General features: G+C 58.3%; 20 protein-coding genes. 8 read left to right on the top strand and 12 right to left on the bottom strand.

What is annotated here, in order from left to right:
* Positions 1–2: 2 nt before the first annotated feature.
* Both LRS40_RS14510 and bglX read right to left on the bottom strand, forming a co-directional pair.
* Positions 3–920: an ABC transporter substrate-binding protein gene (locus LRS40_RS14510; protein WP_231311885.1), complete on the bottom strand. Its 918-nt coding sequence runs from the start codon at positions 918–920 to the stop codon at positions 3–5.
* 188 nt (positions 921–1,108) lie between these two features.
* On the bottom strand, positions 1,109–3,406 hold the full coding sequence (gene bglX, locus LRS40_RS14505) for a beta-glucosidase BglX (RefSeq protein WP_231311884.1): 2,298 nt from the start codon (positions 3,404–3,406) through the stop codon (positions 1,109–1,111).
* Positions 3,407–3,595: 189 nt separating this feature from the next.
* Between bglX and dld the strand changes: the two genes are divergently transcribed.
* Positions 3,596–5,353, top strand: coding sequence for a D-lactate dehydrogenase (gene dld, locus LRS40_RS14500; RefSeq protein ID WP_231311883.1), 1,758 nt, complete (start codon positions 3,596–3,598; stop codon positions 5,351–5,353).
* A 104-nt stretch (positions 5,354–5,457) separates the two neighbouring features.
* Complete coding sequence (locus tag LRS40_RS14495; protein ID WP_142486462.1) at positions 5,458–6,012, top strand: GNAT family N-acetyltransferase; 555 nt, start codon at positions 5,458–5,460, stop codon at positions 6,010–6,012.
* Positions 6,013–6,105: 93 nt separating this feature from the next.
* On the opposite strand, the gene pbpG is transcribed toward LRS40_RS14495, so the two are convergent.
* Positions 6,106–7,026 (bottom strand): D-alanyl-D-alanine endopeptidase, encoded by a 921-nt coding sequence (gene pbpG / locus LRS40_RS14490; RefSeq protein WP_142486463.1) that lies wholly within the window; start codon positions 7,024–7,026, stop codon positions 6,106–6,108.
* Positions 7,027–7,193: 167 nt separating this feature from the next.
* Positions 7,194–7,781, bottom strand: coding sequence for a Yip1 family protein (locus LRS40_RS14485; protein ID WP_142486465.1), 588 nt, complete (start codon positions 7,779–7,781; stop codon positions 7,194–7,196).
* A gap of 140 nt (positions 7,782–7,921) precedes the next feature.
* Between LRS40_RS14485 and LRS40_RS14480 the strand changes: the two genes are divergently transcribed.
* Both LRS40_RS14480 and LRS40_RS14475 read left to right on the top strand, forming a co-directional pair.
* A complete protein-coding gene (locus LRS40_RS14480; RefSeq protein ID WP_156264236.1) occupies positions 7,922–8,188 on the top strand; it encodes a hypothetical protein in 267 nt (88 codons plus the stop codon).
* A gap of 24 nt (positions 8,189–8,212) precedes the next feature.
* The gene (locus tag LRS40_RS14475; protein WP_156264237.1) at positions 8,213–8,773 is read left to right on the top strand and encodes a DedA family protein; all 561 of its coding nucleotides are present in this window, start codon (positions 8,213–8,215) and stop codon (positions 8,771–8,773) included.
* A 1-nt stretch (position 8,774) separates the two neighbouring features.
* On the opposite strand, the gene LRS40_RS14470 is transcribed toward LRS40_RS14475, so the two are convergent.
* The 7 genes from LRS40_RS14470 to map form a co-directional block, all read right to left on the bottom strand.
* Entirely contained in the window at positions 8,775–9,548 is a 774-nt protein-coding gene (locus tag LRS40_RS14470; RefSeq protein WP_142486467.1) for an SDR family oxidoreductase, read from the bottom strand.
* Positions 9,549–9,597: 49 nt separating this feature from the next.
* On the bottom strand, positions 9,598–11,016 hold the full coding sequence (mdtQ, locus tag LRS40_RS14465; RefSeq protein ID WP_231311882.1) for a multidrug resistance outer membrane protein MdtQ: 1,419 nt from the start codon (positions 11,014–11,016) through the stop codon (positions 9,598–9,600).
* A 143-nt stretch (positions 11,017–11,159) separates the two neighbouring features.
* Positions 11,160–12,554: a glycoside hydrolase family 1 protein gene (locus LRS40_RS14460; RefSeq protein ID WP_231311881.1), complete on the bottom strand. Its 1,395-nt coding sequence runs from the start codon at positions 12,552–12,554 to the stop codon at positions 11,160–11,162.
* Between the two features lie 12 nt (positions 12,555–12,566).
* A complete protein-coding gene (gene bglF / locus LRS40_RS14455) occupies positions 12,567–14,429 on the bottom strand; it encodes a PTS beta-glucoside transporter subunit IIABC (RefSeq protein WP_231311880.1) in 1,863 nt (620 codons plus the stop codon).
* Between the two features lie 139 nt (positions 14,430–14,568).
* A complete protein-coding gene (gene licT / locus LRS40_RS14450; protein ID WP_231311879.1) occupies positions 14,569–15,402 on the bottom strand; it encodes a BglG family transcription antiterminator LicT in 834 nt (277 codons plus the stop codon).
* 157 nt (positions 15,403–15,559) lie between these two features.
* Positions 15,560–16,492: a tRNA dihydrouridine(16) synthase DusC gene (dusC, locus tag LRS40_RS14445; RefSeq protein WP_231311878.1), complete on the bottom strand. Its 933-nt coding sequence runs from the start codon at positions 16,490–16,492 to the stop codon at positions 15,560–15,562.
* A gap of 90 nt (positions 16,493–16,582) precedes the next feature.
* Complete coding sequence (map, locus tag LRS40_RS14440; RefSeq protein WP_156264241.1) at positions 16,583–17,362, bottom strand: type I methionyl aminopeptidase; 780 nt, start codon at positions 17,360–17,362, stop codon at positions 16,583–16,585.
* 215 nt (positions 17,363–17,577) lie between these two features.
* Between map and LRS40_RS14435 the strand changes: the two genes are divergently transcribed.
* The 4 genes from LRS40_RS14435 to sanA all read left to right on the top strand — a co-directional run bounded on the left by LRS40_RS14435 (position 17,578) and on the right by sanA (position 20,523).
* The gene (locus tag LRS40_RS14435) at positions 17,578–17,976 is read left to right on the top strand and encodes a CidA/LrgA family protein (protein WP_142486474.1); all 399 of its coding nucleotides are present in this window, start codon (positions 17,578–17,580) and stop codon (positions 17,974–17,976) included.
* Positions 17,973–18,668, top strand: a complete 696-nt coding sequence (locus tag LRS40_RS14430) for a CidB/LrgB family autolysis modulator (RefSeq protein WP_231311877.1) — start codon at positions 17,973–17,975, stop codon at positions 18,666–18,668. The genes LRS40_RS14435 and LRS40_RS14430 overlap by 4 nt, the downstream gene beginning before the upstream one ends.
* Before the next feature lie 128 nt (positions 18,669–18,796).
* Positions 18,797–19,681, top strand: a complete 885-nt coding sequence (gene cdd, locus LRS40_RS14425; RefSeq protein ID WP_142486476.1) for a cytidine deaminase — start codon at positions 18,797–18,799, stop codon at positions 19,679–19,681.
* Between the two features lie 128 nt (positions 19,682–19,809).
* Positions 19,810–20,523 (top strand): outer membrane permeability protein SanA, encoded by a 714-nt coding sequence (gene sanA / locus LRS40_RS14420; RefSeq protein WP_231311876.1) that lies wholly within the window; start codon positions 19,810–19,812, stop codon positions 20,521–20,523.
* 431 nt (positions 20,524–20,954) lie between these two features.
* Here sanA and mglC read toward each other — a convergent pair whose 3' ends face one another.
* On the bottom strand, positions 20,955–21,965 hold the full coding sequence (gene mglC, locus LRS40_RS14415; RefSeq protein ID WP_142486478.1) for a galactose/methyl galactoside ABC transporter permease MglC: 1,011 nt from the start codon (positions 21,963–21,965) through the stop codon (positions 20,955–20,957).
* Between the last annotated feature and the right edge of the window lies 1 nt (position 21,966).

The following is a 21,966-nucleotide window of genomic DNA, read 5'->3' as shown; positions in this document are numbered from 1 at the left end:
GGCTACTTCACCAGCCCCTTTTGCTTCAGGTAATCTGCCGCCACTTTTTTGGCATCCAGCCCCTCCACCGCAATGCTGGCATTCAGCTGTTGCAGGGTTTTCTCATCCAGACTTGCAAATACCGGCTTCAGCCACGCGTCCAGCTCCGGGTAAGCCTTCAGCACCGCTTCGCGCACGACCGGCGTCGGCGCATAGATCGGCTGAACGCCTTTTGGATCGGTGAGGGTTTGCAGACCCAGCGCCGCTACCGGGCCGTCGGTGCCATAGGCCATCGCGGCATTCACGCCCGAAGTTTGCTGGGCTGCTGCTTTGATGGTGACCGCGGTATCGCCGCCGGCCAGCGACAGCAGCTGGCTTTGGTCAAGCTTGAAGTCGTAGGCTTTTTCAAAGGCCGGAAGCGCGTCCGCGCGCTCAATAAACTCCGCCGAGGCGGCCAGTTTGAAATCGCCCTTCTCTTTCAGGTAGCGGCTGAGATCGTCGAGGGAAGTGAGTTTACCTTTCTCCGCCACGTCCTTGCGTACCGCGATGGTCCAGGTGTTATTGGCCGGCGCCGGGGTAAGCCATATCAGCTTGTTCTGCTCGGCGTCGAGCTTTTTGACTTTCTCATACCCGTTCTTTGCATTTTTCCACGCCGGGTCATTTTCATCTTTAAAGAAGAAGGCCCCGTTGCCGGTGTATTCCGGGTAGATATCCAGCTCGCCGGAGGTGATAGCCCCGCGGACCACCGGGGTGGTGCCCAGCTGCACTTTATTAACGGTTTTTACGCCGTGACTTTCCAGCACCTGCAAAATGATGTTGCCGAGCAGCGCGCCTTCCGTATCAATTTTTGACCCGACCTTTACCGGCTCTGCTGCCTGCAAAGGCAGGCTCAACGCCGCCAGCAGCGCCGTTGAGCCAACAATCCCCTTTAAGATAGTCATCCCACTTTCCTCATTATTTTGCCGCCGTTTTCAGTGGCTTGAGAGAAAAGCGTAGTCGATAAGCGGGGTTTTAGCGCGGTGCGAGGCGTATTAGCGTATTGCCGGGTGGAGATGTACCTTTGGGGCTTACAAAAAAAGCGGTAACCCGGAGGTTACCGCTGTGCTTTTACCTTACTGCCGGACGTTATTTACAGCAGCTCGAACTCGCCCTTGTTCACCCGGGCAGAGTCGACGCCGATAAAGACGTTGAACTTGCCTGGCTCGGCAGCGTATTTCATCTGCTGATTCCAGAACTTGAGCGCATCCACGTCAATCGGGAAGCTGACGGTTTTGGTTTCGCCGGGTTTCAGGTGCACCTTCTCGAAGCCACGCAGCTGTTTCACCGGGCGGCTCATGGAGGCGGTAACATCCTGAACGTACATCTGGATCACCGTATCCCCTTCGCGTTTGCCGCTGTTGGTCACTTCGACGCTGGCGGTGACGTTACCGTCCGCTTTCATCGTCGGAGCCGACATTTTCACGTCGGAAACGGTGAAGGTGGTGTAGCTCAGGCCATAGCCAAACGGATAGAGCGGGCCATTCGCTTCGTCGAAATAGCGCGAGGTGTACTTGTTCGGTTTATCCGCATTGTACGGACGCCCAGTGTTGAGGTGGCTGTAGTACACCGGGATCTGCCCGACAGAGCGCGGGAAGGACATCGGCAGTTTGCCCGACGGGTTGTAATCGCCAAACAGCACGTCGGCAATGGCGTTACCGCCTTCGGTACCGGCGAACCAGGTCTCAAGAATCGCGTCAGCCTGCTGGTTCTCGTCAACCAGCGCCAGCGGGCGACCGTTCATCAGCACCAGCACCAGCGGTTTCCCGGTGGCTTTCAGTGCGGCAATCAGCGCCTTCTGGCTCTGCGGCAGGGTAATATCGGTGCGGCTGGAGGCCTCATGGGCCATGCCCTGGGCTTCACCCACTACGGCCACTACCACGTCGGACTGCTTCGCGGCGTTAACTGCCTCGTCGATCATCTCCTGCGCCGGGCGCGGATCGACCTTCACCGCCTCTTCATACTGGTTGAGGAAGGTGACGATGTCGTTGTCGCTGGTGACGTTAGCGCCTTTGGCGTAAATCACTTTGCCCTTGTCGCCCAGCGCGTCTTTAATGCCGGTCAACACGGTCACGGACTGATCGGCCACGCCGGCCGCAGACCAGCTGCCCATCACGTCGCGCTTGCTGTCAGCCAGCGGCCCAACCACTGCCACGGTACCGGATTTTGCCAGCGGCAGCGTGTCCAGACGGTTTTTCAACAGCACCAGACTTTCGCGCGCCACGTCGCGGGCTTCTTTACGATGTAAACGGCTTTCGGCGTTGGTGTCTGCCGGGTCGGACTCTTTTGGCCCCAGGTGGCTGTACGGATCGTTAAACAGCCCCATGTCATACTTCACGTTCAGCACGTGGCGCGTGGCGTCGTCCAGCTCGGCCATAGTGACCTTACCGCTCTTCACCAGACCCGGCAGGTACTTGCTGTAGTATTCGTCGCTCATGCTCATGTTGATGCCGGACTTCAGCGCCACCCGCACCGCGTCTTCCGGGTCAGAGGCCGTGCCGTGCTTGATCAGCTCTTTAATCGCCCCGTGGTCGGAAACGGTGATGCCCTTAAAGCCCCACTGGTCGCGCAGCACGTCTTTCAGCAGCCAGGAATCCGAGGTCGCAGGCGTGCCGTTCAGGGAGTTCAGGGCCACCATCACCGCGCCGCTCCCGGCATCAAGACCGGCTTTGTACGGCGGCATGTAGTCGTTAAACAGGCGCTGCGGGCTCATGTCGACGGTGTTGTACTCCTTCCCGCCCTCCACTGCGCCATAGGCGGCGAAGTGCTTAACGCTGGTCATCACCGAGTAGCGATCGGCCGGGCTTTTGCCCTGCATCGCTTCAACCATGGTTTTACCCATGGTCGAGGTCAGGTAAGTATCTTCCCCGAAGCCTTCCGAGGCGCGGCCCCAGCGCGGATCGCGGGAGACGTCTACCATTGGCGCCCAGGTCATGTTCAGACCGTCGTCCGCCGCTTCATAGGCTGAAACGCGGCCGACGGTTTTCACCGCCTCGAGGTTAAAGGAGGAGGCCAGGCCAAGGCTAATCGGGAAGACGGTACGCTGGCCGTGGACCACGTCATAGGCGAAGAATAACGGGATTTTCAGGTGGCTGAGTTCCATCACCTGATCCTGCATTTTGCGGATGTCCTGACGGGTGACGGTGTTGAAGATCGCCCCCACCTGCCCGTTTTTAATCATCTCGCGAATGGCTTCTTTCGGATTATCCGGCCCGACGCTGATCAGACGCAGCTGGCCGATTTTCTCATCGACCGACATCTTCGTAAGCAGATCGGTGACAAAGGCGTCGCGGGCTTCCGGCGTCAGCGGATGATTGCCAAACAGGTCGTCAGCCAGCGCGGGTTGCAGCGCCAGACTCACAGCTACACCTACAGAACAAAGCCATTTCATCTCGTTTACTCTCTCATCAATAACCGCCGGATAGTCGCGGCCAGACCGTACGAAAAGCGCAGTGTGCCATAAACCCTGTGAACCTTGCAGGGTTTATTCTCTGATTTTTCTGGTGAATACTGGTTCGCTTAAACATTAATCGCGCTATGATTTTGGACGACGTATTCGACTGACCACAAGGGGTGGATGATGTCTTTTGAACAACCGCACAATAACACCGACTTTATTAATGACCTGACGCGACTGGTGGGGCCTGCGCACCTGCTGACCGACGCCGCGAAAACCGCCCGCTACCGCAAGGGCTTTCGCTCCGGACAAGGAGACGCGCTGGCGGTGGTGTTCCCGGGCACCCTGCTGGAGCTGTGGCGGGTGCTCAGCGCCTGCGTGGCGGCGGACAAAATTATTCTGATGCAGGCGGCGAATACCGGCCTGACCGAAGGCTCCACGCCGAACGGCAACGATTACGACCGCGACATTGTGATTATCAGCACCCTGCGCCTCGACAAGCTGCATCTGCTGGACAAGGGCGAGCAGGTGCTGGCCTATCCGGGCACCACGCTCTACTCCCTGGAGAAGGCGCTGAAGCCGCTGGGCCGGGAGCCGCATTCGGTGATTGGCTCGTCCTGTATTGGCGCCTCGGTGATCGGCGGGATCTGCAACAACTCCGGCGGCTCGCTGGTACAGCGCGGCCCGGCCTACACTGAAATGTCGCTGTTCGCCCGCATTGATGAGCAGGGCAAGCTGACTTTAGTGAACCATCTGGGTATCGATCTGGGCGTCACGCCGGAGCAGATCCTCAGCAAGCTGGATGACGATCGCGTCAAGGACAGCGATGTGCTGCACGATGGACGCCACGCCCACGACCATGACTACATTACCCGCGTGCGCGAAATCGACGCCGACACCCCGGCGCGCTATAACGCCGACCCGGATCGCCTGTTTGAATCGTCCGGCTGCGCGGGCAAGCTGGCAGTTTTCGCCGTGCGCCTCGACACCTTCCCGGCCGAGAAACGCCAGCAGGTGTTCTACATCGGCACCAACCAGCCTGAAGTGCTGACCACCATCCGTCGCCATATTCTCGGGGAGTTTACCCACCTGCCGGTCGCGGGTGAGTATATGCACCGGGATATTTACGACATTGCCGAACGCTACGGCAAAGATACCTTCCTGATGATCGACAAGCTCGGCACCGACAAGATGCCTTTCTTCTTCACCATGAAGGGACGCACCGATGCGATGCTGGAGAAGGTGTCGCTGTTTAAGCCGCACTTTACCGACCGCTTTATGCAAAAGCTGGGCAACGCCTTCCCGGCGCACCTGCCGCCGCGGATGAAAAGCTGGCGGGATAAGTACGAGCATCACCTGCTGTTGAAGATGGCGGGCGACGGTATTGCCGAAGCGCAGAGCTGGCTGAGCGAATTCTTTAAAAGCGCCGAGGGCGATTTCTTCGCCTGTACGCCTGAAGAGGGCAGCAAGGCCTTTTTACACCGCTTTGCCGCTGCCGGGGCCGCGATCCGCTATCAGGCGGTGCACGCCGACGAGGTGGAGGACATTCTGGCCCTGGACATCGCCCTGCGCCGCAACGACACCGACTGGTTCGAGAAGCTGCCGCCGGAGATCGACAGCCAGCTGGTGCATAAGCTCTATTACGGCCACTTTATGTGTTACGTCTTCCATCAGGATTACATCGTCAAAAAAGGGGTCGATGCACACGCCCTGAAGGCGCAGATGCTGGCCTTGCTACAGGCGCGCGGCGCGCAATATCCGGCGGAACATAATGTCGGTCACATTTACGAAGCCCCGCCCGCATTAAAGCAGTTTTATCGCGCCAACGACCCGACAAACAGCATGAACCCGGGCATTGGCAAAACAACCAAGCATAAAAACTGGGAAGGGGAACCTGAAACAGTGAGTAATGACCTGCAAGCTACTGATCAAACCAGTTAGCCAGATTGGGCCCGCTGTTAAGCCCATACAAATCGTACTAGAGTAGCCACGGGTCGCCAGAGAAACTTTTTCTCTGGCTTTTTTTGATGAGGAGCGGACATATTATGTCGGCTGTTGAAACTTTCTCTGAAACTGACGTACAGGTTCGCGATGCTGAGGCGGAGGACGCGCATGCCATTGCTGGTATTTACGCCTGGCACGTCCTTCACGGTCGCGCATCCTTTGAAGAGGTTCCCCCTACCGTAGACGAAATGCGCCAGCGTATGAACGCGGTGACCAGCCAGGGTTTGCCGTGGCTGGTGGCGCTCTATCGGGGGATTGTGGTGGGCTACTGTTATGCCACCCACTATCGCCCCCGTCCCGGGTACCGTTACACCATTGAGGAGTCGATTTACGTCGAGGCCAGCACGCCCGGGCGCGGCTTTGGCAGCGCGCTGCTGAGCGCCCTGATTGCCCGCAGTGAAGAGGGGCCGTGGCGGCAGATGATCGCTATCGTCGGGGACGGGCCCAACAATGCCGGTTCCTTACGCCTGCATAAAAAGCACGGATTCGAAGTGGCGGGACAGCTAAGAAGCGTGGGATACAAGAAAGGTGACTGGCGCGATACGCTGATTTTGCAGCGCCCCCTCAACGACGGTGACTGGACGCTGCCGGAGTAACATGTGGTATGTGCCGGGTGGCGCTGCGCTTACCCGGCCTACACAACCCGTAGGCACGTGCAAGCAAAGCGCCGCCGGGCGATTACAAACGACTCAATCGTTTTGCGCGGTCGCCATCTGGGCGGCCTTCTGCTTTTTATAGCTCAGGGCCGCGGCCGGTACCGGCTGCACCTTCCCGGTTTCAATCCAGGTACGCAGACGGCTGGCATCGGCAAAGTGGGTATATTTGCCAAAGGCATCCATCACCACCAGCGCCACCGGCTTGCCATTAAAGACCGTACGCATCACCAGACAGTGGCCCGCGGCATTGGTAAAGCCGGTTTTGGTCAGCTGGATATTCCAGTTGTCGCGGTAGACCAGATGGTTGGTATTACGAAACGGCAGGGTATACGCCGGGTTCGAGAAGGTTGCCATCTCTTCGCGGGTGGTGCTGAGCTGACCGAGCAGCGGATACTGTTTGGTGGCAATCAGCAGTCTCGTCAGATCCTGCGCCGTCGAGACGTTATGAATCGACAGGCCGGTTGGCTCCACAAAGTGCGTCTGCACCATCCCCAGCGCCTTCGCCTTCGCATTCATCGCCCGGATAAACGCGTCATAGCCGCCCGGATAGTGGTGCGCGAGGCTTGCCGCGGCGCGGTTTTCCGAGGACATCAGCGCCAGCAGCAGCATATTTTTGCGGCTGATTTCACTGTTCAGACGCACGCGGGAGTAGATCCCTTTCATCTCCGGCGTATGGCTGATATCGACGCGCAGTTTTTCATCCAGCGGCAGTCGGGCATCCAGCACCACCATCGCGGTCATTAATTTGGTAATCGAAGCGATCGGGCGCACCAGATTCGGGTGGCTGGAATAGATCACTTTGTTGGTATTCAGATCGACGATCATAGCGCTACCGGAGGCAATCTCCGGCTGTGCCGCCGTAGCCACAGCGGCAGGTTTGGCGATCGCCGGGGTCGCCACTGGCACAGCCAGCAACAGCGCAAGACTCAGTAAAGAAACGCGGAATTTCAGCATGGTGAGATTTCTGATAATTATTCATGCACGTAATAACGTACACCGCCCGGGTCATGGCGCGAACGCGGGCTGGCTAAGGCATCATAGCCGTCCGGATGCCTTGCTACCAGTAGTTAATCGTGAACAGATGCTGCATTGCTGGCAATTACGCCAGCAATGCAGTGACGTCAGAAGAGACGGTATCCATAACCCCAAAGAATAACCGTCAGCGCCAGCAGCACTTCCAGCAACAGCACGCCGATGGCGAGCGTCGAGCCGGAGAAGCTTCGGCCCTCTTCTTTGTTGATACTCAGGAAGGTAGGAATACCGATATAGAGCAGATAGCCGGTATAAAAGAGTGCCAGCGTCCCCACCAGCGCGCACAGCCAGACTATCGGATAAAGCGCCACAATCCCGCTCAGAAACAGCGGCGTCGCCACGTAACCGGCGAACACCATGCAGTGCGTCAGCGAAGGCCGCTGCGGATACCGGCGCGCCATCCAGTAAATCACCCGGCCCATCACCGCCACACCTGCCAGCATCAGGGCATAAAACACGACCGCCAGCGCCAGGCCGGTCATCCACGAGAGTTTTACGATGTTGCCGTCGTCAAAATCCCAGCCAATTTGCGTGGTACCAATAAACGCGCAAATCACCGGCACGGCGGCCATCAGCAACACGTGGTGGGTATAGTGATGACTGACCGTTTCGTTTTCGCCTCTGATCACATGCATTTCACGATCGGGATGGGAAAAGAGTCCCCAGACATGGTTCATAACGCCCCCTTGTTGTCGGCCCGCTAGCGATAACTCAAGTATAATGCAGGCCCGAGATTATTTTTTGTACAGTACAAAAATGCCGCTGAACGTTCGGGGTTCTGGTATGTTAAACAGGGTTTTACAGGAGGGAGTCTCTGATGCCGGAGTACATTTTTTTCCAAAAAGGCACCAAAATCATTGCACTTGATAAGTCCGACGTGCAGGGGGCGTCGCTGTTGTGCGAACAGGGTTATAAAAAGCAGTTTGAAGAGATTATTGCCCCGGACAGCCAGCGCGCACTGGCCCGTTTGGCCGATATCAAAAAAGAAGAAGAGATTGCCCCTCTTGCCTGGGCGACAGGGGCTGTGTTTACGGTACTGATCGTCCCCGTTCTGGGGCTTATCGGCTACCTGTTTTTGAAATAGTGTATCCTGCGCTACGCTTAACCTATGGATATCAATACTCTCATTGCACAGTATGGCTATGCCGCGTTGGTCATTGGCAGCATAGCGGAAGGCGAAACCATCACCCTGCTGGGTGGCGTGGCGGCGCATCAGGGATTATTACGTTTTCCGCTGGTGGTGGCCGCCGTGGCGCTGGGCGGGATGATCGGTGACCAGCTGCTCTACCTGGTTGGGGTGCGGTTTGGTCCGACGATCCTGCGCCGTTTTTCCCGCCATCAGAAGAAAATCGACCGCGCCCAACAGCTGATCCAGCGTCACCCTTACCTGTTTGTCATTGGCACCCGCTTTATGTACGGTTTCCGTATCATTGGCCCGCTGCTGATCGGCGCCAGTCGCCTGCCGCCGAAAATTTTCCTGCCGCTGAACATTGTTGGCGCTATCGCCTGGGCGCTGATCTTCACCACCTTAGGCTACGTCGGTGGTGAAGTGCTGGAGCCGTGGCTGCATTCGCTCAACCAGCACCTGCGCCACTGGATCTGGCTGATCCTGGTGCTGGTGCTGGTCGTCGCGATACGCTGGTGGCTCAAACGCCGGGATCGCAGCTGACTTACTCCGCCGGCTTAAACTGCGGATTGCCCAGCATAAAACCGCCATCGACGATAAAGGATTGTCCGGTGGCGTAGCTGGCGTCGCTGTCGCACAGCCAGGCCACCAGGCTGGCGATCTCTTTGGTGTGCCCGGGCCTTGCCAGCGGGATATTCGGCATGGATCCCGGCTCCACTTCGCTGTCATCCATGTCGTTCATTGGCGTAGCGATGGCCCCGGGTGCGACGGCGTTGACCAGAATATTGTGATGCACCAGCTCCATCGCCATCGACTTGGTCAGGCCGCCGAGGGCATGCTTGGCCGAAGTGTAAGCGCTGGCATCCGGCAGCGGGGTATGCTCATGTACCGAGGTGATGTTGACGATCCGTCCCCCCTCGCCCTGCTTAACCATCTGCCGGGCGGCAATCTGCGAGCAGAGAAAAGCGCCATCCACATCGACGCTAAAAATGGATCGCCACTGGTCGTACTCCATCTCCAGAAACGACGCTTTGACCATCGCCCCGGCGTTATTGACCAGCACGTCGATACGTCCGAAGCGCTCAATTAACCTCTCGATCGCCTTAGCCCCGTCCGGCAGCTGGCTGAGATCCAGCTGGATGGCCTCTGCCCGCTGCCCCCGCGCCTCGATCTCACGACAGGTTTTCATCGCCCCTTCTTCATCCGAATGCCAGGTTACGCCGATATCAAACCCACGCTCCGCCAGCATCAGCGCCGTGGTTTTGCCGATCCCCGAATCCGATGCCGTCACAATAGCCACACGATTGGTTGAACCCATACTCACCTCCTGAAACCACAAAGAGGTAAGTATAGATAATTCTCGTTTTCTACCCCTGCTGATAGCCGCCACCCAGCGCCGAGGTGAGTTGCAGGGTGGCATCGATATACTGCCCCTGCAGCGTGAGTCCGGCGAGGTGTTCCTGCAGGGCGGGTATTCTGGCCTCGCTGACGCGGGTACCGGCGATAATCCCCGCTCTGTAACGCGCCTGCGCCAGAGCTACCACCCGCGCGGCATCGGCCTCAACGCTCTGCTGATGCTGGTTTTTCGCCATTAGCGTTTCGACTTCACTTGCGGTCCGGGTCACCTGATTCACCGCCTCCACCACCGCTTTGTTGTAGTTCGCTATCGACAGATTGCTCTGCGCCTGGGCAATATCGAGGTTGGCATTCAGGCGTCCGCTGTCAAAAATCGGCAGGGTCAGGCCGGCGGTGACGCCCATCTGCTGCGCCGAGGAGCGGAACAGATCGCTTAAGTGCAGCGCATCCTGTTGCAGAAACGCCATCAGATTCACATCGGGATAGAACGCTGCTTTCGCCGCATCGACCTCATGCAGAGACGCTTCGATGTACCAGTGGGCTTCCTGCAGATCGGGGCGTCGGGCCAGCAGTTCGTAGCCCAGCGAGGCAGGCAACTTCGTCTCGACGGCGGGTAAGGCCTGCGGGGTGAGGGTTATCGACGGGGTATTGGTGAGGGCTTCCAGGCGCGCGGCAATGGCTTTCATATTGCCGCTCACCTCCGCCAGCCGCTCCTCGGTTTTACTGGCATTGATGTCGGTTTCGACCCCTTCCACGGACGAAGTGATCCCATGCTGGTACAGCTCCCGGTCGGTACGAATAATATTCCCCTGCTCCTGCTTGATGGCGGTTAATACCTTCCCGACCGCAGCCTGAGTCTGCCACTCCCAGTAGAGACGCGCGACGCTGGTGGCGAGCAGCTGGCGGGTCTGTTGCAGCTCCGCCTGTTGGGCGTTGACCTTGCCGATGCGGGCCTCAACCTGGGCGCGGTTTTTGCCCCATAAATCCAGATCCCAGCCAGCGGTTAAGCCAAAGGTGCCGTTGGTATACCAAGGGCCGGTGGTACCGGCCGCCGGATCGGTAATCGCAAAGGGGCCCATCAGCCCTTCTGCGGACATTTTTTGCCGCTCGGCATCGGCAGAGAAATCCACCTCCGGGCCGTCGGCGGCCATCGCCATTTTGGCCTGGGCTTCGGCAAGGGCAATGCGCTGACGGGCAATTTGCATATCCGGCGCGTCGGCCTGCGCTTTGACGATCAGGGCAGTCAGCTGCGGATCGTGAAACGCTTCCCACCATGCATTTTTCGGCCACTGGCCGGTCGCCAGTCCGGACTCTATGTTCGCGACGGGGAGCTGTTGATTAAGCGATGCCGCCGTATCGTGTTGAGGGGCGCAGGCAACCAGAAAAAGAGAAAGAGGCAGGCAGAAACAGTAAAAACGTGAAGGTTTCATCAGGTTATTCACATAAAAAAGAAGGGGGCAAAATACGCCCGCTGCGCTTCATTTTTTTAGGAATCGGTGGCAATCCACAATTTGTCATACCTTTACATATTCAGAAAAGGCGCCCGATATGCCGCCGGGCGCCCCTGCGGTCATCAGGCTTTCAGCGAAGCGCCCTTCGTCGCAATCACTTCCTGATACCAGTAAAAACTCTTCTTACGGCTGCGCGCCAGCGTGCCTGCACCGCTGTCATCACGATCGACATAGATAAAACCGTAGCGCTTGGAGAGCTCCGCTTTGGAGGCGCTCACCAGATCGATCGGGCCCCAGCTGGTGTAGCCCATCACCTCCACGCCGTCCTCAATCGCCTCGCGCACCTGCACCAGATGGTCGTTGAGGTAGCTGATGCGGTAATCATCCTGCACCACACCGTCGGCGTCCGGCTTGTCCTTTGCTCCCAGGCCGTTCTCCACAATAAACAGCGGTTTCTGATAGCGATCCCAGAGCACGTTCAGCAGGGTGCGCAGGCCAACCGGGTCGATCTGCCAGCCCCATTCAGAGCTTGCCAGATGCGGGTTAGGCACCATGCTCAGGATGTTGCCGCGCGCCTGCTGGTTCAGTTCTTCATCGGTGGTGACACAGCCGGTCATGTAGTAGCTGAAGGAGATAAAGTCGATGGTCGATTTCAGCGCCTCGCGATCGGCGTCGGTAATTTCAAGCGTAATGCCGTTATCGCGGAAGAAGCGCAGCATATAGCCCGGGTACGCCCCGCGGCACTGCACATCGCCGAAAAACTGCCACGCGCGGTTTTCCTGCAGGGCTTCCAGCACGTCGTCCGGCTTGCAGGTCAGCGGATAGACCAGGCCGCCCAGCAGCATATTGCCGATTTTGGCGTCCGGGATCATCGCGTGGCAGGCTTTCACCGCCAGGGCGCTCGCCACCAGCTGATGGTGGATCGCCTGATAGACCTCCGCCTTGCTGCTGGTTTCCGGCAGACCGACGCCGGTCATCGGCGCGTGCAGGGACATGTTGATCTCGTTAAAGGTGAGCCACAGCTTCACCTTGTGTTGATAGCGGGCAAAGACGGTGCGGGCATAGCGCTCGAAGAAACCGATCACCTGACGGCTGCCCCAGCCGCCGTACTGCTTCACCAGCCCCCACGGCATCTCGTAGTGCGAGAGGGTTACCAGCGGGGTGATGTTGTGGGCCGCCAGCTCGTCAAACAGCTTGTCGTAAAAGGCCAGTCCGGCCTCGTTCGGCTCCTGCTCATCGCCTCTCGGGAAGATGCGCGTCCAGGCAATGGAGACGCGCAGGCAGCTGAAGCCCATCTCGGCGAACAGTGTGATGTCCTGCGGATAACGATGATAGAAATCGATCGCCACGTCTTTGATGCCGCTGTCGCCCGCCACGCGCTCCACCACCGGGCCAAATACCCCCTGCGGCTGAACGTCAGAGGTGGACAATCCTTTGCCATCGTCCAGGTAAGCGCCTTCTACCTGATTCGCGGCAACCGCGCCGCCCCATAAGAAATCGTCCGGGAAAGTTTTCATTCGGTTCTCCTGTTATTGATGGCTTACGCAAAGCAACGGCGCGCCGGCCTGAACGGCAGTCGCCGCCACGGTCGCGACATCACGGTAGTCGTCGCTATTGCTGATAATAATCGGGGTCGCCAGATCGTATCCGGCATCGAGAATCGCCTGACGATCGAACTCCAGCAGCAGATCGCCTGGCTGTACTTTGTCACCCACCTTCACGTGGGCGGTAAACGGCTTGCCGTCGAGCTTCACGGTGTCGATCCCGACGTGGATCAGCACTTCGATGCCGCTGTCGCTCAACAGGCCAATGGCATGCTTAGTGGCAAATATCGAGGCCACTTCCCCCGCAAAGGGGGCAATCACTTTGTTATCGGCAGGAACGATAGCTGCGCCCTGACCGAGCAGGCCGCTGGCAAAGGTGGCGTCCGGCACCTGGTCCAGCGCCAGTACCGTGCCGCGCATCGGGGAGAGCACCGTGTCGCCATCGACGTTAGCGACCACCGGGGAAGCGTCGGCCGGGCTGGCAGGCATTCCGGCAATCAGGGTCAGGGCACAGCTCAGCACCAGCGCCACCACCATGCCCGCAATCCCGCCCCACAGCGTGGCGTCCACCCCGCCAGGAGGGATCATCTGCGCGATGGTGAAGATATTACCGAAGCCAAAGGAGTAAACGTGAGTGTCAAAGAAACCGACAATCGCGCCGCCGACCGCCCCGGCCACGCAGCCGAAGATGAAGGGACGACGCAGCGGCAGGTTCACGCCATAGACCGCCGGTTCGGTGATACCGAAAATCCCGGCCGTTACCGACGAGCCCGCCAGCATCTTCAGCTTTGTGTCACGGGTACGCAGGAACACGCCGAACGCGGCACCTACCTGCCCCATCACCGCCGGCAGTAACATCGGCAGCATCGAATCGTGACCCAACACGGCGAGGTTATTGATCATCAGCGGCACCAGCCCCCAGTGCAGACCGAAAATGACGCATATCTGCCATACCGCGCCCATCGCCGCGCCAGCCAGCCAGGGGGCAAGCACGTAGATCCACTGATAGCTGTTCGCCAGCATCTGGCTGAGCCAGGTGGCCACCGGGCCGATAACCAGAAAGGTCAGCGGCACCGTGACGCCGAGACAGATCAGCGGCGTGAAGAAATTTTTCATCGCCGACGGCAGGCGTTTGTTGCCCTGCTTCTCCAGCCAGCAGCTGACCCAGGCGGCAAGAATGATCGGAATGACCGACGAGCTGTAGTTAAACCAGGTCACCGGAATGGCGAGGAAGGCATTGGCCGCCGCGCCCGCCTGCTGACTGGCCTCAAAGGCCTGAATCATGGTCGGATGCACCAGCGCCCCGCCAATCACCATGGTGATAAACGGGTTACCGCCAAACTTTTTACCGGCGGTGTAGCCCAGCACCAGCGGGAAGAAGAAGAACAGCGCGTCACTGGTGGCAAACCAGATTTTGTAGGTGCCGCTGTCGGTGGTCAGCCAGCCGCACACCACCGCCAGCGCCAGCAATCCCTTCAGGATCCCCGAGGCGGCGAGGACGCCGATAAAGGGAGTAAAAATGCCGGAGACAATATCGATAAGCTGGCCGCCGAGGCTGGTTTTTTCGCCTTTATCCTCTGCGGCGAGTACCGCGTCATCAGCCAGCCCCGCCTCCTGACTAACGGCCTGCCAGACGTCATGAACGTGGTTGCCAATCACCACCTGGAACTGGCCGCCGCTTTCGACAACCATGATCACCCCGGGATTGATCTTCAGCCCTTCAGCATCCGCACGTTGAGAATCTTTCAGTTTGAAACGCAGCCGGGTGGCGCAATGAACCAGGCTGACGATGTTCTCTTTGCCGCCAACGTGGCCGAGAATATCCTTCGCCAGTGCTTGATATTCCATCTCTTTTTCCTTCTTCACTGCCCGCAGGCAGGGTTTGACCGAGTCGTAAAAATAAAAAAACCCGAGAACGACGCCCTTTCGGGAGCCGCGCTCAGGTTTTGCCTGCATAGTGCAGTAACAATCCGTTTGTAGCGGGGGCTTAGCGCCCCTCTTTTCTCACGCGCTCAATATGAATGGTGAGAAACATAATCTCTTCGGTGGTCAGCTCGCGCTGATAACTCTTTTGCAGATGCCGGGCAATCTTTTCGGCACACATCCACGCCTTCGCGTAGTTATCTTTTACCGCCGAGTGCAGCGAGGCGTCGTCATCCGCGACCACGGTGCGGGTCAGCATCCGCTGGGCAAAAAACTTCAGATGGGTGACGAAGCGCTGATAGCTTAGCGACTCCTCGTCATACTCCAGCTGTAAGCTGTATTTCACCAGCTGCAGGATCTCCTGCATTACCCGGGTAACGTGCATGACCTCCGGCATCTCGCTATGCAGCTGGGCGGTGACCAGATGGAGCGCGATAAATCCGGCTTCATCTTCGCCCAGCTCCACGCCCAGCCGTTGAGCGATGATGGCCCGCGCCTGCTGGCCCAGCTCAAACTCTTTCGGGTAGAGCCGCTTAATGTCCCACAGCAGCACGTTTTTGATCGCCAGCCCTTTCTTCTGCCGCTCAATCGCAAAGTAGCAGTGGTCGGTTAAGGTGATGTACAAACTCTCCTGCAGTTTCCCCAACCGCTGCGCCGCCAGCCCGATGATGCGGTCGCAGGTGGTCATCACTTCCAGCGGGATCTGGCTGAGTAACTCCCCCAGCCGTTGCACCAGCTCGTCGCTTTGCAGGGCAAACACTTTCTCGATATTCGCTTTCGGGACCAGGTCGCCAGGGTGCTTTTGAAAGGCCAGCCCACGGCCCATCACGACCTGTTCGCGCCCCTGTTCATCCAGAACAACCACCACATTATTATTCAGTATTTTGGCGATTTTCATTTCATGCCCCAGAAACAAAAAAACCTGACCTCCGGCAGATGCCAGAAAATCAGGTTTTGCCTGCCGCAGCAGTAACAATCCAGTTAGCGCACTTTACCAGTTTCGTTCGATGCCACAATGCGCCCCGCTAAAAAACGTGACGCAGATCGACGTTGGCCTATTTTGACTGAATAACCCGGGCGATCTCCGCCGAGGTTTGCAGGGTGCGGATCTCCTGAAACAGGCCCAGGGCATCGTCGTACTCTTTCCGCAGGTAGCTCAGCCACTGCTTGATACGCGCTACATGGTACAGACCGGTGTCGCCCTGCTTTTCGAGGCGGGAGTACTTCTTCATCAGCGTCACCACTTCCGGCCAGGGCATGCGCGGCTCGTTGTATTTGATCACCCGGCTGAGGTTGGGCACGTTGAGCGCTCCGCGCCCGATCATGATGGAATCGCAGCCGGTCTCTTTCATACAGGCCAGCGCGCTCTCGCGATCCCAGATCTCGCCGTTGGCCACCACCGGTATGGTCAGCCGTTGGCGGATCTCGCCGATGGCCTGCCAGTTAATGCGCTCGGCTTTATAGCCGTCCTCTTTGGTACGGCCATGAACCACCAGCTCGCTGGCACCCGCCTGCTGCACCGCGTCGGCAATTTCAAACTGCCTGTCGCCGCTGTCCCACCCCAGACGCACCTTCACCGTGACCGGCAGATGGGAGGGCACCGCCTCGCGCATCGCTTTCGCGCCGCGGTAGATCAGCTCGGGATCTTTGAGCAGCGTGGCCCCGCCGCCGCTGCCGTTAACCATTTTCGACGGACAGCCACAGTTCAGATCCACGCCCCAGGAGCCCAGCTCGACGGCGCGGGCGGCGTTTTCCGCCAGCCACTCGGGATATTGTCCCAGCAGCTGTACGCGCACCAGAGTGCCTGAGGGGGTGCGGCTCTGGTGATGCAGCTCCGGGCAAAGTCTGTAAAACGATTTTACCGGCAATAACATATCCACCACCCGCAGGAACTCGGTGATGCAGAGGTCATAGTCGTTAACGTCGGTCAGCAGCTCACGCACCAGCGAATCGAGCACGCCTTCCATCGGTGCCAGTAATACACGCATATCAGTACCCGTAAAAAAAGACGCGCTATAGTAGCCGCTCCCGCGAGAGGTGGGAAGCGTCAGGGAAGATATGCGTGTGGGGCTGCGGTCTTATTCAGGGAGCGTCTCTTCAGGGCGCAGGGTTAGCACCTCAAAACCGTCTGCCGTTACGGCGATAGTGTGTTCCCATTGTGCAGACAGCTTTTTGTCACGGGTCACCACCGTCCAGCCGTCCTTCTTCGTTTTGATCCGGCTGTCGCCCTGATTGATCATCGGTTCGATAGTGAAGACCATCCCCTCCTGCAACACCGGCCCTTCGCCGGGTTTGCCGTAGTGCAGGATCTGCGGCTCTTCGTGCATCTCTTTACCAATGCCGTGCCCGCAGTACTCGCGCACTACGCTGTAGCCCTGGCTTTCAACGTATGACTGAATAGCGTGGCCAATGTCGCCCAGCGTGGCGCCCGGTTTGACGGCCTTAATCCCCTTCCACATCCCCTCGTAGGTCGCTTTCACCAGCCTGCGGGCCAGGGGCGAAACCTCGCCGATAAGATACATTTTACTGGAGTCGGCGATCATGCCCGCGTTTTCGAGGGTGATGTCGACGTTGACGATGGCACCCGATTTGAGATGCTCCGACTCCTTCGGGATACCGTGGCAGACCACGTCGTTGACCGAGGTGTTCAGCACGTAGGGGTAGTCATACTGCCCTTTGCTGGCCGGACGGGACTTAAGCTCCTCGACGATAAACGCCTCGGCGCGATTGTTGATCTCCATGGTTGATACGCCAGGCTTAATAAATTCGTCCAGCATGGTGAACACCGAGGCCAGCAGTTCACCCGCGTGGCGCTGGCGGGCCAGCTCGTCGGCGGTTTTAATGACAATTGATGGCATTGATTACCTCCAGTAAAGGGTTAGGGCCGGATTTGGGCATCATTATCTTTATCTGCCGATCGTATATTGTCAGCGCCGCGTTGTCTCCTGCGGTTTGGGGAATTGCCCAACGTTCCAGAAAGTAATGTCTGGTATGCTCAAAAGTCATGATGTGATCCGTAGCACGTTTCCGGTTTTAATTGTATGATGAATGCGTTCCATTAAGGACTTTCACCATGAAGAAATCACTGATCGTTGTCTGGCAATACCTGCGCGCCTTCATCCTGATTTATGCCTGCCTGTATGCGGGTATTTTTCTCGCCTCCCTGCTGCCGATCACCATTCCCGGCAGCATTATTGGCATGCTGATCCTGTTTGTACTGCTCGCGCTGCAAATCCTTCCGGCAAAATGGGTTAAGCCCGGCTGCTCGGTGCTGATCCGCTATATGGCGCTGCTGTTTGTGCCGATCGGTGTGGGGGTAATGCAATATTACGACCTGCTGAGCGCGCAGTTCGGCCCGATATTTGTCTCCTGCACCATCAGTACGCTGGTGGCGTTTTTAGTGGTGAGCTGGAGCACGCATCTGGTGCACGGGGAACGTAACGTGGTTGGGCAAAAAGGACAGAAAAAATGATGGTCAATATCTGGTGGTCCCTGCCGCTCACCGTGGCGGTATTCTTCGCCGCCCGCAAGCTGGCGGTGCGCCTGAAGTTCCCGCTGCTTAACCCCCTGCTGGTGGCGATGGTAGTGATTATTCCGTTCCTGCTGTTGACCGGCATCCCCTACGCAAAATATTTCCAGGGCAGCAAGGTCCTCAACGATCTGCTGCAACCTGCGGTGGTGGCGCTGGCGTTTCCGCTGTATGAGCAACTGCACCAGATCCGCGCCCGCTGGAAGTCAATCATTACCATCTGCTTGGTGGGCAGCGTGGTGGCGATGATCACCGGCACCTCGGTGGCGCTGCTGATGGGGGCAACCCCGGAAATCGCGGCCTCTATATTACCTAAATCCGTCACCACACCGATCGCGATGGCGGTGGGCGGCAGCCTCGGTGGCATCCCGGCAATCAGTGCCGTGTGCGTGATTTATGTCGGTATTCTCGGGGCGGTATTAGGCCATACGCTGCTGAACGCCATGCGTATTCGCACCAAATCTGCGCGTGGTCTGGCGATGGGGACCGCATCTCACGCCCTCGGCACCGCCCGCTGCGCGGAGCTGGATTATCAGGAAGGGGCGTTCAGCTCCCTGGCGCTGGTGATCTGCGGGATCATGACCTCGCTGATTGCGCCGTTCCTGTTCCCGATTATTCTGGCGGTAATGGGCTAAAATTTGCGACGCGTCGCGCATTTTTCATTTGAGTTTCATAAGTTGCACACATAATGAGATCTGAGTCACATATAAAGCCTCGGCGGCTCCGTACACTACCGATCCATTAACCTTTATGAGGCAACGCCATGCATCCACGTTTTCAATCAGCTTTCGCTCAGCTTGCAGAGAATTTGCAGTCAGCCCTGGCCCCGGTTCTGGCGGATGCACACTTCCCCGCCCTGCTGACGGCTGAACAGGTCACCGCACTGAAACGTGCCACCGATCTGGATGATGACGCGCTGGCCTTTGCGCTTCTGCCGCTGGCGGCGGCCTGCGCCCGCGCCGACCTGTCCCATTTCAACGTGGGTGCCATTGCGCGCGGCGTAAGCGGCACCTGGTACTTCGGCGGCAATATGGAGTTTCTCGGGGCGACCATGCAGCAGACCGTGCATGCCGAACAGAGCGCCATCAGCCACGCCTGGCTGCGCGGCGAAAAATCCCTGCAGGCCATCACCGTGAACTACACGCCGTGCGGCCACTGCCGTCAGTTTATGAACGAGCTTAACAGCGGTTTGCAGCTGCGCATCAACCTGCCGGGCCGCGATCCGCATACGCTGGCGGATTACCTGCCGGACGCCTTCGGGCCGAAGGATCTGGAGATAAAATCCCTGCTGATGGATGAGCAGGATCATGGCTACGCCGTGAGCGGGGACGAGCTGGCCCAGGCCGCTATCCGCGCCGCCAACCAGTCGCACGCCCCCTACAGCAACTCCCCGAGCGGAGTGGCGCTGGAGTGTCGCGATGGCCGCATCTTCACCGGCAGCTATGCCGAGAACGCCGCCTTTAACCCGACGTTGCCGCCGCTGCAGGGCGCACTCAACCTCCTCAGCCTCAACGGTTACGACTACCCGGATATTCAGCGCGCCATTCTGGCGGAAAAAGCCGATGCTCCGCTGATCCAGTGGGATGCCACCGCGGCGACGCTGCGCGCGCTGGGTTGCACCAGCATCGACCGCGTATTGCTGGCGTAAGCCTCTGATGCGGGCAGCAATGCCCGCATAATTGATGAAAATCCCCCCAATTAAACCGCCGTTTCTTGCGCTTACCAGACGGGTAAAGTAGCCTGAGTGAAATTTCACCTTTGGTAAGAGTCATCTGTATGTTAAAGCGCGTGTTATACAGCCTGGTTGCCCTGATCGCCATCGTGCTGTTGACTGCGCTGGGCCTCGACCGCTGGATGAGCTGGAAAACAGCCCCCTATATCTTTGATGACCTTCAGGATCTGCCCTACCGTCAGGTTGGCGTGGTGCTTGGCACCGCCAAGTATTACCGCACCGGGGTGATCAACCAGTATTACCGCTACCGCATTCAGGGTGCGCTCAACGCCTACAACAGCGGCAAGGTCAACTACCTGCTGCTGAGTGGCGACAACGCTCTGCAGAGCTACAATGAGCCGGTCACCATGCGTAAAGACTTGATTGCCGCAGGCGTGGACCCGGCGGATATCGTGCTCGACTACGCCGGTTTCAGGACCCTCGATTCCATTGTCCGCACCCGTAAGGTGTTTGATACCAACGATTTCATCATCATCACCCAGCGCTTCCACTGCGAGCGCGCGCTGTTTATTGCCCTGCATATGGGCATTCAGGCGCAGTGCTATGCCGTCCCGTCACCAAAAGACATGCTCACCGTGCGGGTGCGTGAATTTGGTGCCCGTCTGGGGGCGCTGGCCGATCTCTATGTCTTCAAACGCGAACCGCGCTTCTTAGGCCCGCTGGTGCCGATCCCGGCGATGCTGGAAGTGCCGGAAGATGCCCAGGGTTATCCGGCAGTGACGCCGGAGCAGCTGCTGGAGATGCAGAAGAAGAAATAAACCTCGCCGGGTGGCGGCTTCGCCTTACCCGGCCTACAAAACCCCGCAATACCGTAGGTCCGGCAAGCGTAGCGCCGCCGGGCATCAGCCGCACCGCTGCCATATCGCCGGGTGGCGGCTTCGCCTTACCCGGCCTACAAAACCCCGCAATACCGTAGGCCCGTGCAAGCGCAGCGCCGCCGGGCATCAGCCGCACCGCGGCCATATCGCCGGGTGGCGGCTTCGCCTTACCCGGCCTACAAAACCCCGCAATACCGTAGGCCCGGCAAGCGTAGCGCCGCCGGGCATCAGCCGCACCTCTGCCACATCGCCGGGTGGCGGCTTCGCCTTACCCGGCCTACAAAACCCTGCAATACCGTAGGCCCGGCAAGCGCAGCGCCGCCGGGCATAAAAAAACCCGCATTACGCGGGTTTTTTTGTTATCAGCAATCTTATTTCTTACGCGCGTACTTCAGGGAGTCCAGCGCAACGGCGAAGATAATGATCGCGCCCTTGATGATGTACTGCCAGTACGGGTTCACGCCGATATAGGTCAGACCGTAGTTGATAACGGTGAAGATGATAACACCGGTTACCACGCCCAGTACGGTACCCACACCACCGCTGAACGACACGCCACCGACGACGCACGCGGCAATCGCATCCAGCTCATACATAAAGCCGAGGTTGTTGGTGGCAGAGCCGATACGGCCCGCTTCCAGCAAACCACCGAACGCGTAGAACACGCCGGACAGGGCATAGATCACCAGCAGGTTCAGCGCCACGTTAACACCGGAGACTTTCGCCGCTTCCGGGTTACCGCCGATAGCGAAGATGTTCTTACCGAAGCGGGTTTTGTTCCACAGCACCCAGACAAAGGCCACCGCAATCAGGGCATAGAAGGTGATGTAAGAGAGGCGGAAGCTACCCAGCGCGATAAAGCCCTGCGCAAAGGTGGAGAAGCCGCTGTCGAAACCGGAAATCGGCGATGCACCCACGAAGTCGTAGTACAGGGAGTTGATACCGTAAACGATGATCATCGTACCCAGGGTGGTGATGAACGGCGTTACGTTCAGGTAAGCGATGATGATGCCGTTAATCAGACCAATAATCGCACCGATAGCACAGACAATCAGGACCACCAGGATGATGGGCATGGTCGCCATTTCCGGGAACACCTTGTTGGCGTTTTCCATGGATTGCAGAAGCGTTGCCGCGACAACCGCCGCCAGGCCAACCTGACGACCGGCTGACAGGTCGGTACCCTGGGTAACGATCAGGCCCGCCACGCCCAGGGCGATAATAATACGTACAGAAGACTGAGTCAGAATGTTACTTAAGTTCAGCAGACTTAAGAATGTCGGATCCTGGAAAATAATAATGGCCAGCAAGACTAAAAGAACAACGTAAATACCGCCTTCTTTCAGATAAGTAAGAAAACTTTTCTTATTTAACGCACTCATG

It is taken from the genome of Leclercia sp. G3L (assembly GCF_021117075.1).
In the GTDB taxonomy this organism is placed as follows: domain Bacteria; phylum Pseudomonadota; class Gammaproteobacteria; order Enterobacterales; family Enterobacteriaceae; genus Enterobacter; species Enterobacter adecarboxylatus_C.
Note: the sequence above shows the minus strand (reverse complement) of the source record. Positions and strands in the feature narration are given on the sequence as shown.